Raw genomic sequence first — 16,778 nt, forward strand, 5'->3', positions numbered from 1 at the left:
TTAAAATTGGAGACAAAGATAACTTAACGTACCAAGCTCATAACTGCGGTGAATGACTTCACCGTTATTTTCACCACTTCCCATAGCGATAAATAAAGGAACAAAATGCTCTGCTCTTGGTACTGCTAATTGTGCATGAGGGGCATTTTTCTCCCAATTAAATAATGCATCTTTATCAGCATCCTGCATATGTTTTATAATCCAATCATCAAATTCAATTGCCCATTGTTCGGGTGTAGTTTGATTCCATTTCAAAGCTCGTAAGTTATGAACGGTAACACCGCTCCCAATTACTAAAATATCTTCTTGTCCAAGTCCTTTTAATGCTTCTCCAATCTTAAATTGCTCTTTTGCAGGCAAGAATGGATTAACTGATATTTGTACGACAGGAATATTTGCTTCTGGATACATACGATGCAGAAGTGTCCATGATCCATGATCTAAACCTCTCGTCATATTATGATGTACTGGAATCCCTTTGTTTTTAAATTTTGTTTCTAACATAGATGCAATATGAGAAGAACCTTTTGCACGATATTTAATTTCGTATAACTCTGGAGGAAAACCTCCAAAATCATAAATTGTTTCATATTCGTTATCTGATGAGGAAATCGTTAATACTTCACTTTCCCAGTGAGCAGTAAAAATAACAATAGCTTTCGGTTTATATGTTTCTCCAAGTGTTTTTAAAAAACGTGTATAGTCTGTATCTTGAATAGCGAGCATCGGTGATCCATGTGCTAAAAATAATGATGGCATCATAGTAGAAACCTCCTAAAAATATATTAGTTACTTTATGTAAGTAACTATACTGTTTTATTGATTGTTCGTCAATAGAATAGTTTGACAGCTAATCGGAAAAGGAAGATGTTTGTCATAATGACAGCAATTGCATATAATACATAATAAGAATAATGAATGGATATTCATTTTTGAGGTACATAATAGAGTTGGGGGCTGACGAAATGAACGTACAGGAAAGTTTCGTTACGGCATTGGATGAATCAGAAATTTACTTACGCAAGTGGTTACCAGAATGTGAACCGAAAGGGATTATTCAAATTGCACATGGTATGACAGAACATGCAGGTGTTTATACAGACTTTATTGATGCGTTATTAGAAGCAGGGTATGGTGTGTATGCGCATGATCATAAAGGTCATGGGAAAACAGTAAAAAGAGAAGAAGACTATGGTCATTTTGAACCGGATATAGGGTGGAGTCAGGCTGTGTCTGATGTAATATTTGTTTCAGAAATGATAAAAGAAGAGCAGTCATGTCCATTGTTTTTACTTGGTCATAGTATGGGATCTTTCCTATCAAGACGAGCTGTGCAACTTAGAGGCGAATTATATGATGGATTTCTTATTTCAGGAACTGGTGGGAATCCAGGATTTTTAGGAATTATTGGTCATAAAGTAGCGACAATTGAGATGAAATTGCGCGGGGCAAAAACGAAAAGTCCGATGCTAAACTTTTTATCTTTTGGAAACTTCAATTCACACTTTAAACCAAATCGTACAAAATTTGATTGGTTATCTTCAGATAATAATCAAGTAGATAAATATATTGCGGATCCATTATGTGGATTCATTTGTACGACTAGTTTTTATCGAGAATTATTTTCTGGTGTATTAGAAGTAAATAAACTAGAAGAGTTCAAGAAAACACCGCAAAACCTTCCAATACATATTTTTTCAGGAGATCGTGATCCTGTTGGGGATATGGGGAAAGGTGTAAAAGAAGTATATGAGAATTATAAAAAATGTGGCGTGAAAGATGTAACGCTGCGTTTATATGAAAATGGAAGACATGAAATGTTCCATGAAGTAAATAGAGATGAAGTATTTCAAGATTTGATTTCTTGGTTAGATGGACATATTGTATGAGCAGAAACCTCACTTTTTGAAGTGAGGTTTCTTTAAGGAGATGGAGGAATAGTTATGAGTGAATTTGTAAATAAAGAATATGTAGAAATAGATTTTCAAGATGTTTGGATTAAAGAAGAGGAATTGAAAAATTGTACGTTCATAAAATGCCGTTTTAGAGGGATAGATGCATCGGAAGTTTCTACTGAAAATTGTAATTTCATAGAATGTGATTTTACCGGTTCTCTTTTTAACGCTTCTATCCATCAAGGAACTACATTTGCAAATTGTAAGCTTATTGGTGCGAATTTATTCGTATCGAAGTTTGAAGAATGTAAAATGACTGGCTCTGATTTTGAAGAAGCGAATTTAGACGGAATAACTATCATATCGGGTGATTGGTCATACACGAATTTAAGGTTCGCGAACTTAAGTAAACAAATGTTAAAGGGTATACGTTTAATTGAAGCTGACTTATATGAATGTAATTTAGAAAAAGCGGATTTACGTGAAGCGGATTTAACCGGTGCACAATTAGGTAAGGCAAAACTTAGCGGTGCAAATTTAAAAGGAGCGATAGTTGATAGAATTGACTTTACAAGTTTTAATTTAAAAAATGTAAAATTAGATATAGCACAGGCAGTTGCGGTAGCTAGATGCTATGGGGCTAAGGTGAACTAAATTGTTTATAAAACCGTTCAAATTGTTGAACGGTTTTATAAATCATAATAGTAGTATAATAGTAAATGAGGTGTTAATACTATGGAAGATAAAACGTTAGGTATACTACTAGATGTTGTTGGGGAATTATTTTCAGATGAAATATCAATCGCCGTTTCGAATACGGAAGAATATATTTACTATCGGCCAAGTAAACGAATTGATTTAAAGATTAGTGCCGGGGATCCTATTAAGGAAGGAACAATTGCTCATAAAGCAATGGTAACGAAACAAAAAGCCTCCGAGTTTATTAACCGAGATGTTTTCGGTATTCCTTATCATGGAATGGCGGTACCATTTTCAAATAATGGCCAGATTGAAGGTTGCGTGACGGCAATTTATCCAGCTTTAACGGATGGGAAGTCAGTCGTTACTTTAAAAACAACAGACGGATGGGTTCCAGTTCCTTTTTCAAAGGTGATGTATTTAGAAGCTAAAGATAAAAAGACGTATGTGAATTCAGAAGAGTTAACAGGAACACATAAGTACTCTCTACAAGAATTTGAATACTTACTTCCGAAAGATTCGTTTATTAGATGCCACCGTTCCTTTATAGTAAATGTGAATCATATTAAAGCGATTTATCCTGATACCCACTCTACTTTTTTACTTTCAATGGATAACGGAGAAAGGGTACCAGTGAGTCAATCATATGCTAGCTATTTTCGTAAGCTTCTAGGATTCTAAAATGTTCTGCTTTAGAACCTAGATTTGCTGTTTTATCTGAATTTTCGGCATTGTATACAAAAATCCCTATTTTGATAGTGTTAATGTGTAAAATAATTATGAATATTCATTGGGAGAGGGATTACATATGGAGAATAATTTAGATAGAATTAGGGATCAACGATTAAAAGATCGAGTAGTGACACCTGAAGAGGCAGCTTCATGGATTGAAAGTGGAATGACATTAGGTTTAAGTGGATTTACACGAGCTGGGGATGTAAAAGCAGTCCCATTTGCACTTGTAAACCGAGTAAAGAATGATAAATCTTTTAAAGTAAATGTTTATACAGGGGCTTCATTAGGGTCGGATGTAGATAAATTATTTGCTGAGGCAGGAATTTTAGGGAAAAGATTGCCTTTCCAAGCCGATGCGACTATGCGAAAAGGAATTAATAACGGAGACTTTTTATTTGTAGATCAGCACTTATCTCATACAGCAGAATTACTTCGTGCTGACGTTATGGATATAGATTTCGCCATCTTGGAAGCGGTTGCGATTACTGAAGACGGAATGATTATTCCAACGACTTCAATTGGTAATTCATTAGCATTTTCTTTGAATGCTAAGTCCATTATTATTGAAATGAATATGGCCCAATCCGCGCAACTAGAGGGGCTACATGATTTATATGAACCAGGTAAACAAGGGGAAAGGCTTCCAATTCCGGTTGTGAAAACGGATGATCGAATTGGAACGATTGGCATTCCGATTGATGTTGAAAAAGTGAAGGGGATTGTATTTACAAACCAATTAGATTCGCCATCAACAATTGTCCCTCCAGATGAAGAAACTGTTATTATGGCACAGCATTTAATAGAGTTCCTTCGAAAAGAAGTCGAAGTAGGGCGATTAACAAATCGTTTAGCGCCGCTACAATCAGGAATTGGTTCAGTTGCCAATGCAGTTCTTCATGGAATGTTAGATTCTGAGTTTGAAGATTTAGAAGTATATTCTGAGGTTTTACAGGATGCGGTCTTTGATCTTATGGATGCTGGGAAAGTCAATTTTGCTTCCTGCTGCTCGATCACGCTTTCTGAAGAGAAAATGCAAAAAGTATTTTCTAACTTTGAAAAATATCGTGATAAATTAATGATGCGCCCACAAGAAATTTCTAATCACCCTGAAATCATTCGTCGCCTTGGGTTAATCTCAATTAATACCGCTTTAGAATTAGATATATACGGAAATGTTAACTCTACTCATGTTTTAGGTACGAAAATGATGAATGGTATTGGTGGTTCTGGTGATTTTGCAAGAAATGCACGCCTAGCTATCTTTGTTACAAAATCGATTGCGAAAGGCGGTAACATTTCAAGTATCGTTCCTTTCGTATCTCATGTAGACCATACGGAACATGATGTAGATGTTATCGTCACTGAACAAGGCTATGTTGATTTAAGAGGACTGGCGCCAAGAGAAAGAGTGGAATTAATTATAGAGAATTGCGCACATCCAATGTATCGTGATCAGCTAAGAGCTTATTACGAAGAAGCTAAAACGAGAGGTGGACAAACCCCTCATGTTTTAGAAAAAGCTTTTTCTTGGCATACGAATTATGCTGAAAATGGAACAATGCTTGAAACGGTAGTAGAAACTGTATAGAAATGTAAAAATGATTCTTAAAAGAATATGCTATAAAGATTGAAAGAAAAAGAACGCCAGTTTTCAGAAATGGCGTTCTTTTTCTTTTAAAAAGTTGTTATCTATAATAAAGATTTATAAAATTAATTTCTTATTTACGAAAATAAGAGGTTTTTTTAATTACTTTTCGAATCGTTTTAAGAGTTTATATATTAAAGGTGAGGAGAAAAAATCATGAAGATAAGAGAAGCATTATTAAGTGAAGCAAACGAATTAAGTGAACTCGCATTACATTCAAAGGCAACGTGGAATTATAGCGAAGAATTCATACTTGCTTGTAAGGGGGATTTAACAATTACCGATGAGTACATAAAAAATAATTTTGTATATGTTTTAGAAAACGATAATACAAAGATTGGTTTTTTCTCATTTTTACGTAACGATAAGGCTCTCGACTTCTTATACATTCATCCTCGTTACAAAGGAAAGGGGTATGGGGAAATAATGTGGAAGTTTGTAATAGAGCAAGCAAATGAAATAGGAATAAAAAGTTTTACAATTGATAGTGATCCGAATGCAAAAGGATATTACTTGAAAATGGGAGCAAAGTTAATCGGAGAGACACCATCAACGGTTTTTGAGGATCGATTACTGCCTCTTTTGAAATATGATGTGTAAAATTATTAATAGTAGGAGAAGATTAGAATGGATGATGTAAAGATAAAAAGGATATATGAAGCACTAATAAAATCATGGTCGATTGAAACAAGTTCAAAGTGGACTATTGAGAATCCAGCAAAGGGACAGTGTGGTGTAACGGCTTTAGTCGTTCAAGATATATGCGGAGGTGAAATCAAAAAGACAAAAATAGGGGAGGTGTGGCATTTTTATAACTGTATAGGTGGGGAGAGGTTTGATTTTACAGAGACTCAGTTCAATGGAAGATTGAATTATTTAGATGTGAAATCAAATCGAGAAGAAGCATTTGCAGATACAAATGAAAAACAATACAGCATTTTGCAGGAAAAGATAATGAAAGAATTCAAATTATCTTTTGACTCTTAATCTTTAATAAGTTACTATAATGGTGGTAACTTGTTAAAGGGAACTTCATAGAGTTGAAAGGGGAAATACTTTTGAAAACAACTTATGTAAACGCTACAATCGTAACGATGAATGAACAAAATGAAGTGATAGAAAATGGATATATCATTGTAGAAAATGATCAAATTATAGATGTGAAGAGTGGAGAATTCGCTAATGATTTTGAAGTAGATGAAGTAATTGATATGAAAGGAAAGTGGGTTTTACCAGGGCTTGTCAATACACATACACACGTTGTAATGAGTCTCTTAAGAGGTATTGGCGATGATATGTTATTACAGCCTTGGCTTGAGACGAGAATTTGGCCACTTGAAAGTCAGTTTACTCCAGAGCTTGCAGTCGCTAGTACGGAATTAGGATTACTTGAAATGGTGAAAAGTGGTACAACATCATTCTCTGATATGTTTAATCCAATTGGAGTAGATCAAGATGCAATTATGGAAACGGTATCAAAGAGTGGAATGCGAGCTGCTGTCTCAAGAACTTTATTTAGCTTCGGAACGAAAGATGATGAAAAGAAAGCCATTGAAGAAGCTGAAAAATATGTGAAGCGTTACTATAATGAAAGTGGTATGTTAACTACGATGGTTGCACCGCATAGTCCATATACATGTTCCACAGAACTATTAGAAGAATGCGCACGTATTGCAGTAGAAAATCAAACAATGGTTCATATTCATCTTTCGGAAACAGAGCGTGAAGTACGTGATATTGAAGCACAGTATGGAAAACGTCCAGTAGAATATGCAGCAAGTTGCGGGTTATTTAAACGGCCAACGGTTATTGCACACGGTGTAGTATTAAATGAAAATGAGCGTGCATTTTTAGCAGAACATGATGTTCGAGTAGCTCATAACCCGAATAGTAATTTAAAACTAGGTTCTGGTATAGCAAATGTAAAAGCAATGTTAGAAGCAGGAATGAAAGTAGGAATTGCAACAGATAGTGTGGCATCAAACAACAATTTAGATATGTTTGAAGAAATGCGTATAGCGACTTTACTACAAAAAGGTATTCACCAAGATGCAACAGCTTTACCAGTTGAAACAGCTCTTACACTTGCGACTAAGGGAGCTGCTGAAGTAATTGGGATGAAACAAACAGGATCACTTGAGGTTGGAAAGTGTGCCGATTTTATTACGATTGACCCATCTAATAAGCCGCATTTACAACCAGCAGATGAAGTGTTATCGCACCTTGTATATGCTGCTAGTGGAAAAGATATAAGCGATGTAATCATTAACGGAAAACGTGTCGTTTGGAATAGCGAATGTAAAACGTTAGATGAAGAGCGTATTATATTTGAAGCAAGTCGTTATAAACGAGGTTTACAAAGATAGGTATTTTTAGGCTGTGGAGAAAATTTTCTCTACAGCCTGCTTTTGTGTCTGAACTTTTTTATGTGTCAACACTGATAAAAAGAATGGAAGGAGAGATTTCTTATGATAAGTATTATAAAACATCATCGTGAAGAGCAAGTGTCTGTGTCTGTAGAAGAGTGGATTCAGAAAAATCATTTCCTTCGTATGTTTGAAGCGACAAGTCGTTTTGATTTTAGTGGGGAGAAGTTACAATGGGTGTTATTTACAGCGAAATAGGAGGGGATTTTAAATTTATGAAACAAGGCATTAATCAAACCGGTCCTACTTGTGGATTATACAGCATTGTAAATGGCTTACTTATTATGAACAAGATAAGTAACCCAAAAAAAGAAAAAATTGATAAAGTAATCTATGAACTACTAAAAAATTTTAAGTTTGAAATCAAAGATGAAAAATTGACTGGATACACTTTAGTTGGTGAGTTTTTCATCTTTGATATATTTACAAAATTCATCGAATATGTGATTCAAAAACATGATAGAGCATACAGATGATCAAATGATAATAATTAGAAAAGTAAAACAGGATACCCTCCAGGTAAACGTTAAATAATTACACTAAGTTAAAATAATAAAAGGGGAATGATCCTTTTATTCGCATCATTCCCCTTTTATTTACATTAAATTTGAAGTTTTGCTTTTAGAACTTAAAAACGAACTTTCAGATTTCGTTATAAGTGGTTTTATTCAATTAGGTAATAATAAGGTGTAAACAGAAACGGACACCTTACAAATAGAACAGGGGGATTTTAACATACTCTTGTTCTATTTAATTATTTTTTTGCTAGTATATTAAAAATTCATAATTAGTGAAGTCATCTCTTTAATTAACCATTGGTATTGATCGATAAATATGGGGATAACAAGGATAATTAAGCCTAAAGCAGAACCATAGATGTAATTAAAAACAGAAATTTCTTTAGTTTTAGAATAAACTATGCCATGTAAAGAATGACGTATTAATAAGATAAATGATAGAATCCCTACAGCAAGTAATATATTTAAATTTGCAATTGGTGATAGTGTCTGATTTATTTTTATAATGCTGGTTGAACTAAATCCAAATAGTATTGTATTCCATGTAACGTAAATAAAGAAAGCTCTATAGTATAAATTATTAGATTCTTTTTCCCTTCATTTTGGATCTTTTGAAAATTGAACTGACAATTCCAAAAGATCTTTCATAGGCTTCATTTGTATATTCCCCCTGAATCACAGACTTTTTAATTATCCACGATTTTTGGGACATTTCATTACTGAAATGGAAAGTTTTTTATTAATCTGTTTATTAAATTTGCATCTTTTTTTCAACATTTTCTATTCTTTTTATTGAGAACAGGTTGTAGTGTTTTAAGCTAATAATAGTAGAAATAGCTACTATTATAATTCCAATAATTAAAAAGATATTAGATATCTTAACGTTTTTTTCAAGAGCGCCAGAACTAAACGAGCTGATAGAATATGCTAGAGTAGTAAAAGTAGTAGCTGTAGCATAGACTCTTCCGCGTATCTCATTTGGAATATTCTGTCCAAAAATAACACTTGCTATAACATTGAATAGACCATATAAAAAACCTAATATTGTAACGATTATTAATAATCCAAGGAATCCGATATTAAATTTAAGTATACAGAAGCATAATCCAAATACTACGGGGGTAAAGAAAATATAAATTCTTTTATAATTCTCTTTCACCTTTGGACCGAATACAATACCAACAAACATCCCCACAGTTATTAGACTCATCAGTAATCCATAATATGATGTTTCTATTTTTATTTCTACTAAGTAGAATAATAATAATACATTGATTCCACCAAACCCAAAAGACAAGATGATCCAAAAAAAGTTTAGCATTCTAATTAATTTGTTGTTAAGAAGATAGCTAACACCATCTTTAATATCAACAATTATATTGTTTGGTTTAGAGGTCTTTTGAACAGGTATAAAAACCATAGTAGTCACAATTGCACCAATTGCAAATGAAATCATATCCATTACAAGCGCTAGCTTAGGGCCTGTTAAGCTAATAATAATAGCTGCAATTGAAGGGCCTACAATTTGCGCAATTTGTTGAGTTGCTCCATGTAATGAAACCACTGTTGGAAATAAATCCCTTGGTACAATTTCTGGTAATATCGCTACTCTCACAGGAAAATATAAAGCATTTAATATCCCTATCATAAAGATAGATGCAAAAATTAAAGGTGGATCTTGAACTAATATTATAACTAATAATAGAAGAGCTCTTCCTATATCGGCGAATATTATCATTAACTTTCTATTCCATCTATCAGCTAAAGCACCTAACAATGGTCCGAAGATTGCAGACGGCAATTCCTGTAATGCGAAAGCAGATCCAGTTGCGAGACTGGAGCCAGTTTTTTGATAAATTAAAATTGGTAAGGCAACCCGAGATAAATTATTACCAAGTAGTGAAATAGCCCAACCTAGGTAAAACAAACCATAATTTTTACTTAATAATAATTTTATTATTGGTCTATTTAACATTTTAAAATTTCATCCTTAATTTACTGTACTATGATAAGATTTTTTTACATTTTCATATAAATCTAAAAGTTCCTTATTATCCGGTAATAACTCTAAAGCACTAGATATTTCCTTATATGCTTCTTCTATTTCATTTATCTCTAAATGTAGGTATGTTTTGTTTATTCTTATTGTTGCATTATTAGGTTCTAAATCTACAGCTTTTAATATCGATAACTTTGCTTCTTCTACATGTCCTTCTATTAAAGATATTATAGCTAGATTCACATACGTAGCCGCTTGAAGTGGATTTAACTCAATGGCTTTTTTAAAATCTTTTTTTGCTTTATCATAAATCTTTAGTTCTTGATAAAGAGCACCTCTGTTCAAATATGCCTCCACTGAATTTGGTGAAAGTGTGATAACAAAGTTATAATCTTCAAATGCTTTTTCATATTTTTGTAATTCACAATAAGTATTTGCCCTGTTAATTAAAGCCGGTATATACGTGTGGTTAATACTCAAAGCTCTAGATAAATCACGAAGTGCATTTTCAAACTTATGAGCTACATAGTATAAATAACCACGTGCATTCCAAGCATTAATGTTTTCTATGTCTAAATTTATTGCGTAATTATAATCTTTAAATGCGGATTTGTAATCCCCTAGAGACAAGTATGCATTACCGCAATTGATATAAGCTTCGTCCATTGGAAAGCCTTCGTTTTTCACTATTTCGTATTGTTTTATAGCTTCTTCAAATTTCCCTAACGACTGTAATATATTACCTTTGTTGTTATACAAATCAATGTGACTAGGAACCAGTGTTATAGCTTTTTCTATATAACTTAAAGCCTGTTCATGAAGCTTCATGTCTTGTAGGGCATAAGCAGTATTATAGTGAAGTATAGCTTGTGTTAGCTTGTGATTGGTTTCAGTTAATATTTCTTTGAAGACTTTTATATTTTCTTTCTCAATTAGAACAGCTTCATTATATAGTGAATTTTTATAATAATAGAGTGCTTTTGAATTATTTAACCAAATTCTAGCCATAACTGCTTGCGTATCATTCATACCCTCTAGTAGATTAAAGCCTTTATTTAAATACTTTAACCCATCTTCTTCAGTAACTTTTTTCTTTATCTTTAATGACCCTAAAATATAGAATACTCTGGCTTTAAAATAAGGATCATTAGAGTGTGTTAAACAGCTTTCTAGACTTTCTGTTGCTCTCTGGGTTTCTCCAATTAGTAAGTATGAAACGCCTCTAACCCGTAATAGCTTTGCTCTTTGCTCATCATCTAAATTATCCCAATATCGATTTGTTAATGCATTTACATAAAAAATAGCTTCTTCATAATGCCCTCTGCCCTGAGAATAATTAGCGGCATCATATAGTATTTCAAAGTCGCTATTGTCTTTTATTTTATCCAAATGATAAGCTATTTTTGAAAATTTAGATGTTAAATCTTCATTAATATTTAATAAGTCATTGATGTTTTTCTTATGTAGGATCTCCCTATCTTCATATGTAGCCGATTCATAAACATAAGTTTTTAATAAATCATTTTCTAATCCACAACTGCTAATATAGCTTGAAAGAAGTTCTCTTTTTTCTAATTCTGACAAACCATTATATAAGTCAAGTAGTTGTTTTTCGTTTCTAGGTGTTAAAACTTCTGAAGGCTGCTCTATACCTTCATTACTCAATATTCCGATTTTATAAAAGTTTGATACTTGTCCTAAAACCGCCTCACCTACCAAAATGTTATCATCTTGATTATTCATTATTTTTTCTACAACTTTGTTTTTTACATCACTAAAAGAACCTATAACAAAATAATCACTATATTTAGAACGCATAATTAGTTTTTGAATAAATCTGCTGCTAGAATAATCACACTTATCAACATCATTCAATATAAAAATAACCTTTTTGTTAGGTTCATATTCATTGGCAATCGCTAACATGAAATTAATAATACCATTTATTAGTCTATATACATATTTCAGGGTTAACGAGGTTGGGTTTTCCAATCTTGGAATATCGAGACCTAACCAAGTATCTTTAAAAGTCTGTTTTTTAGCTAACCAAGGCATTAGCGAACATATAGGGGTACCATATGTTGTTAGTAAAGTAGGATTCTTATTTTCGAGATCTTCTATATAAGGATTAATTAAACTCTTGATAAATGAAAAAGAATTTGTATTTAGGTCTTTACAGGAAGCTTTATATATAAAAAAGTCTTTATGCAGTTCCTCGAATAGTCGCTTCATTATTAAGTTTTTTTCAGATTCTTCCCCACTAATCAAATAGGTACCATTTGTTTTCTCCGACATATAGCTTAGAACATCTTTGTATAACTCTTTTTGTTCTTTATATTTTTGCAAACGTAACACTCCTCATATATTTTATTTTCAAACATATGCAAATGGATAAACTAAATTATCCATTTGCATATGTTTAATAGAATTAAATAAACAAGAATTACATTTTGTGATTATTTTAATTTCCCACCAAAAAGTAATCCTTGTTCGTATTGATATATTATCAAATAATGTTTTTTCATTTTCAACTAGCCATCAAGATAGCTTAGAGAATGAGCAACGATATTTTCATTTGTTCCAACTTTCATAATACGCATCATAACATTTCACCACCTTTCACCTAATGAAGAAATTTATTTTCAACTAGCCATCAAGATAGCTTAGAGAATGAGCAACGATATTTTCGTTTGTTCCAACTTTCATAATACGCATCATAACATTTCACCACCTTTCACCTAATGAAGAAATTCATTTTCAACTAGCCATCAAGATAGCTTAGAGAATGAGCAACGATATTTTCGTTTGTTCCAACTTTCATAATACGCATCATAATATTTCACCGCCTTTCACCTAATGAAGAAATTCATTTTCAACTAGCCATCAAGATAGCTTAGAGAATGAGCAACGATATTTTCATTTGTTCCAACTTTCATAATACGCATCATAATATTTCACCGCCTTTCACCTAATGAAGAAATTCATTTTCAACTAGCCATCAAGATAGCTTAGAGAATGAGCAACGATATTTTCATTTGTTCCAACTTTCATAATACGCATCATAATATTTCACCACCCTTCAAAAGAAGTTTTTTCACAATTGTTATTTTAGTACGAATTTTCTGCAAAGTAAATATAAAATGTAATAAAGTTCTATTTTTTTACTTTATTTGGTTAAAAATTCTTTTTGTATATTACAAATTTATACAAAAATCAAACTGTTATTAAGTTGACAAAATGATATTTTTGTAGAAAATATATAATTAAATGTAAAATTATGTTTTTACTCAAACTCCTTTTATACTATTTTTCAAGTTCTATATGGCCATCAGATCATAAACTCATACATGTTACAAATAGTTGATGAAGTATTAATCATTTAAAAAGCTTAGTAGTTTAAAAATTAAATCACTAAATGAATAATTACCCCTAAATGAAAAAGTTACAAAATACTGCCGCGCAATTAACGTTTGAAGAAACTGATTTTTCCGAAATAATACATTGGCAAAATTCTATTTATTTTGATAATTATCTTTTTTACAAACTGTAATTTTATTAATTGGTAAGCAGTATTTAATTTTTTTGAAGGAGATTTTTATGGGTTACAAAATTGTATTTTTTGATGTTGATGGTACTATTACACACCATGAGGATGGTAGCATTTCATCTAATACTAGAGAATCAATAAAAGCATTGAAAAATAACGGAATAAGGGTAGTAGCAGTAAGACCGCTATCTATGTGCAAAGAAATAATAGAATTAGGAATAGATACTTTCATTACAGCAAATGGGGATTATGTGACACATAATCATAAGACTATTTATAAAGTACCATTGGATAAAAAAACCATTAAAGAAGTATTTGAATTTGCTTACAAAGAGAAACATGGTTTATCATTTTTCACTGAAGATTTTAGTATGAATGGTGTAAAAGACATCAAAATATTGAGAGCTTTGAAGGAAACATTATCATTGAATGATTATCCTAAGATAAATCCACTGAGTTACAATCAAGAGGTATATTTAATGTGTCTATATGCTAACGATGAGATGGTTGAGAAATACATTCATCAATTCCCGCATCTAACATTTAAAAGATGGCATCCTTTTATATTGAATGTATTACAAGAAGGGGTAACTAAATCTTTAGCTATAACAAAAAACAACTTACTTTTCCATTAGATGTTGAGGTTCATATTCCTGAACATCATCTTTCACGTGCGGTTCATACAGCTGTAGAAGCGATGGACCTCTCTATCCTCTTATCACGTTATCCAGGTAGTGGCAGACCACCTTATCACCCAAAAATGATGTTGAAAGTCTTATTATATGCCTATACAAAAGGAATCTATTCTTCTCGAAAAATCGAGGCAAATGCCAATCGATATACGTTTGTATGGAAAAAATCCACCGAAAAATATGATCAAAAACTAGATGAGAAGTACCAAAAGATTGTCGCGACCATTGAACAAGCAAGTGAAGACGATCAGAAAGCGGAATTAGAAAAAGAACAAATGAAAGAGGCCTGTCACTTCTGAAAAAATTAAGCAAACCATTCAAACCTTAGAAAAACGCCTTATTTTTTCACATGAAAGCAAACAACAAACAAGCAATGGTTATACTTCTGTCAAAAGAACTTATCGTTGTACAGAATGTTTGGGCTGTCCATTTCAAGAAACATGTGCCAAAGGAAAAGAAACTAAATCTATCAGTGTCTCTGTCGAAAATCAAAAACAGTGAAAAGAAGTACGAGAACGTTTACGTACAAAAGAAGGTAAAGAATTATATGGAAAGCGAAAAATAGAGGTAGAACCCGTATTTGGTCATATTAAATACAATCGTTTCTTCCAACGTTTTTCCTTGCGAGGCCTTTCTAAAAATCGACTGGAATGGGGTCTTATTTGTGTTACCTATAATTTAAGGAAATGGACAACAACAGCTCAATCAAAAGCGAAAAACTCCAATCATAAGTAGAAAAACAATAGGTTTTCTACTTATGATTGGAGTTTTTATCTATATAAAGGTAAAAAAAGAAGTTGTCTCCAAAAGTTCGCTTTTAACGACCTTTTGGGACAACCTCTTTTTACTTGAACGAATAAATATTCAAAAGAATGTCGCATCTTTCTGTTATTATTTCTGCTATAATATATTACGCTTTATAATATTTTATATTTAAGGAGAACAACTCATGAAGCGAAAAAAGAGCCATTTAATGGTAATGGCACTTGTTACATCTTTATTATTAACAGCTTGTAATAATAAGGAAAATAAAAGTGATACAGAGGCAAAAAAACAAGTGTTAAATGTAACAGTATCAGAAGAAATTCCTTCTCTTGATACTGCGAAGACGATGGATGGTACATCAGCACACGTTATGCAAAACATATTTGAAGGTTTGTATGTATTAGATGATCAAGATCAGCCTATTCCAGCGGTAGCAAAATCGTTTAAAAGAAGTGAAGATGGTAAAAAATATACATTTGATTTGCGTAAAGATGCAAAATGGTCAAATGGAGACAGTGTGACAGCAAATGATTTTCTGTTTGCATGGAAACGTGCAATTAATCCTGAGACAGCGTCTCAATATGCATATATGCTTTTTTACGTGAAAAATGCAAAAGAGATAAATAAGGGAACAGTGCCTCTTGCTGAACTTGGGGTTAAAGTTATAAATGATTATAAATTGGAAGTGGAACTTGAACAGCCAATCCCGTATTTTTTACAGTTGTTAGCGCTACCTATTTACTTACCACAGCATGAATCATTTTTGAAAGAACAAGGAAAGAATTATGCATTGGAACCTAGTAATCTCATATATAATGGGCCATTTGTATTAGAGAAATGGAAGCATGAACAAGAGTTTCAATTAAAGAAAAATGCTACATATTGGGATGAAAAGAAAGTGAAATTAGACGGGATAAACTTTCAAATTGTAAAGGATACAATGACCGCTGTTAATTTATACGAAGCTGGTAATTTGGACCGGGTGCCTATTAATTCTCAATTTGTAGACAAGTATAAAGGGAATAAGGAGTTACATATGTCGAGCGAACCTGCAATTGCTATGCTACGTTTTAATGAAAAAAATAGTGCGTTAGCAAATAAGAAAGTGCGTCAGGCTATTTCATTCGCGTTAAATAAAGAGGATTTCGTTGCTCATTTTATTAATAACGGAGCAAAACCTGCAAGTGGACTTGTACCAGCTGGTCATGTAAATGAAGAGACTGGTAAAGATTTTAGAAAAGAAAATGGAGATCTTTTTCCATATGATTTGCAAAATGCGAAAAAGATTTGGGAAGAAGCGAAAAAAGAGCTTGGAGTAGAACAAGTAAATCTCGAGTTTTTAACATTTGAACAAGATAATGCAAAACGTATGGCAGAATATATAAAAGGTGACTTAGAAAAACATTTACAAGGACTCGCGATCCAAATTAAACAACAACCATTTAAGCAAAAACTACAGTTAGAACAAATAGGAGATTACGATATATCTATGGGAAATTGGGGGCCGGATTATAAAGACCCAATTAGTTATTTAGAACTCTTTACAACGGATAATCAAAATAATAAAATGAATTATTCTAACCGTCACTACGATGAATTAATAAAGAAAGCGAAAAGCGACCTAGTATTAGATCAGAAGAAAAGATGGGAAGCATTGCAAGAGGCCGAGCGTATTCTATTAGGGGATGCTGCGGTCGCACCGCTTTATCAAATGGGCTCAGCTTACGTACAAAAGGGTTATGTAAAAGGAATTGAAAAGCATCAATTTGGTGGTATTTATTCTTATAAGAATGCTTATATTGCTAATGAGTAAATAAAAAACCTTACTTTTTAAAAGTAAGGTTTTTTACGCATACA

Annotated in this window: 13 protein-coding genes and 2 pseudogenes; 12 read left to right on the top strand and 3 right to left on the bottom strand. The window is 32.5% G+C overall.

Going from position 1 to position 16,778, the window contains the following annotated elements:
• Positions 1-762: a DODA-type extradiol aromatic ring-opening family dioxygenase gene (locus Q9B79_RS16460; RefSeq protein ID WP_306185915.1), complete on the bottom strand. Its 762-nt coding sequence runs from the start codon at positions 760-762 to the stop codon at positions 1-3.
• A gap of 203 nt (positions 763-965) precedes the next feature.
• Here Q9B79_RS16460 and Q9B79_RS16465 point away from each other — a divergent pair, with 203 nt between their 5' ends.
• The 9 genes from Q9B79_RS16465 to Q9B79_RS16505 all read left to right on the top strand — a co-directional run bounded on the left by Q9B79_RS16465 (position 966) and on the right by Q9B79_RS16505 (position 7,876).
• Entirely contained in the window at positions 966-1,889 is a 924-nt protein-coding gene (locus Q9B79_RS16465; RefSeq protein WP_306185917.1) for an alpha/beta fold hydrolase, read from the top strand.
• A gap of 54 nt (positions 1,890-1,943) precedes the next feature.
• Positions 1,944-2,549, top strand: a complete 606-nt coding sequence (locus Q9B79_RS16470) for a pentapeptide repeat-containing protein (RefSeq protein ID WP_306185919.1) — start codon at positions 1,944-1,946, stop codon at positions 2,547-2,549.
• A gap of 81 nt (positions 2,550-2,630) precedes the next feature.
• Positions 2,631-3,275: a LytTR family DNA-binding domain-containing protein gene (locus Q9B79_RS16475; protein WP_306185921.1), complete on the top strand. Its 645-nt coding sequence runs from the start codon at positions 2,631-2,633 to the stop codon at positions 3,273-3,275.
• Between the two features lie 127 nt (positions 3,276-3,402).
• The gene (gene scpC, locus Q9B79_RS16480; protein WP_306185924.1) at positions 3,403-4,917 is read left to right on the top strand and encodes a succinyl-CoA:acetate CoA-transferase ScpC; all 1,515 of its coding nucleotides are present in this window, start codon (positions 3,403-3,405) and stop codon (positions 4,915-4,917) included.
• Positions 4,918-5,130: 213 nt separating this feature from the next.
• Positions 5,131-5,574, top strand: a complete 444-nt coding sequence (locus Q9B79_RS16485) for a GNAT family N-acetyltransferase (RefSeq protein WP_306185926.1) — start codon at positions 5,131-5,133, stop codon at positions 5,572-5,574.
• 27 nt (positions 5,575-5,601) lie between these two features.
• Positions 5,602-5,961 carry a YunG family protein gene (locus Q9B79_RS16490; RefSeq protein ID WP_306185928.1) on the top strand — a complete coding sequence of 120 codons (360 nt, stop codon included), beginning with the start codon at positions 5,602-5,604 and terminating at the stop codon, positions 5,959-5,961.
• 53 nt (positions 5,962-6,014) lie between these two features.
• A complete protein-coding gene (locus Q9B79_RS16495; protein ID WP_306185930.1) occupies positions 6,015-7,340 on the top strand; it encodes a bifunctional S-methyl-5'-thioadenosine deaminase/S-adenosylhomocysteine deaminase in 1,326 nt (441 codons plus the stop codon).
• Positions 7,341-7,442: 102 nt separating this feature from the next.
• Positions 7,443-7,598 (top strand): hypothetical protein, encoded by a 156-nt coding sequence (locus Q9B79_RS16500; RefSeq protein WP_306185933.1) that lies wholly within the window; start codon positions 7,443-7,445, stop codon positions 7,596-7,598.
• Positions 7,574-7,876 (top strand): hypothetical protein, encoded by a 303-nt coding sequence (locus Q9B79_RS16505; protein WP_306185935.1) that lies wholly within the window; start codon positions 7,574-7,576, stop codon positions 7,874-7,876. Before Q9B79_RS16500 ends, Q9B79_RS16505 begins: the two co-directional genes overlap by 25 nt.
• A gap of 793 nt (positions 7,877-8,669) precedes the next feature.
• On the opposite strand, the gene Q9B79_RS16510 is transcribed toward Q9B79_RS16505, so the two are convergent.
• Both Q9B79_RS16510 and Q9B79_RS16515 read right to left on the bottom strand, forming a co-directional pair.
• Positions 8,670-9,893, bottom strand: coding sequence for an MFS transporter (locus tag Q9B79_RS16510; RefSeq protein WP_306185937.1), 1,224 nt, complete (start codon positions 9,891-9,893; stop codon positions 8,670-8,672).
• Positions 9,894-9,908: 15 nt separating this feature from the next.
• Positions 9,909-12,263 (bottom strand): tetratricopeptide repeat protein, encoded by a 2,355-nt coding sequence (locus tag Q9B79_RS16515; protein WP_306185939.1) that lies wholly within the window; start codon positions 12,261-12,263, stop codon positions 9,909-9,911.
• Between the two features lie 1,251 nt (positions 12,264-13,514).
• Between Q9B79_RS16515 and Q9B79_RS16520 the strand changes: the two are divergent.
• The 3 genes and pseudogenes from Q9B79_RS16520 to Q9B79_RS16530 all read left to right on the top strand — a co-directional run.
• Positions 13,515-14,078 (top strand): annotated as a pseudogene (locus Q9B79_RS16520) (HAD hydrolase family protein); the annotation flags it as partial.
• Positions 14,060-14,891 (top strand): annotated as a pseudogene (locus Q9B79_RS16525) (transposase). The pseudogenes Q9B79_RS16520 and Q9B79_RS16525, both read left to right, overlap by 19 nt.
• Positions 14,892-15,105: 214 nt before the next feature.
• Positions 15,106-16,734 (top strand): peptide ABC transporter substrate-binding protein, encoded by a 1,629-nt coding sequence (locus Q9B79_RS16530; RefSeq protein WP_306185941.1) that lies wholly within the window; start codon positions 15,106-15,108, stop codon positions 16,732-16,734.
• The last annotated feature ends 44 nt before the right edge of the window (positions 16,735-16,778 follow it).

Origin of the sequence: Bacillus sp. MHSD_36 (genome assembly GCF_030757775.1) — a bacterium.
Taxonomy (GTDB): Bacteria; Bacillota; Bacilli; order Bacillales; family Bacillaceae_G; genus Bacillus_A.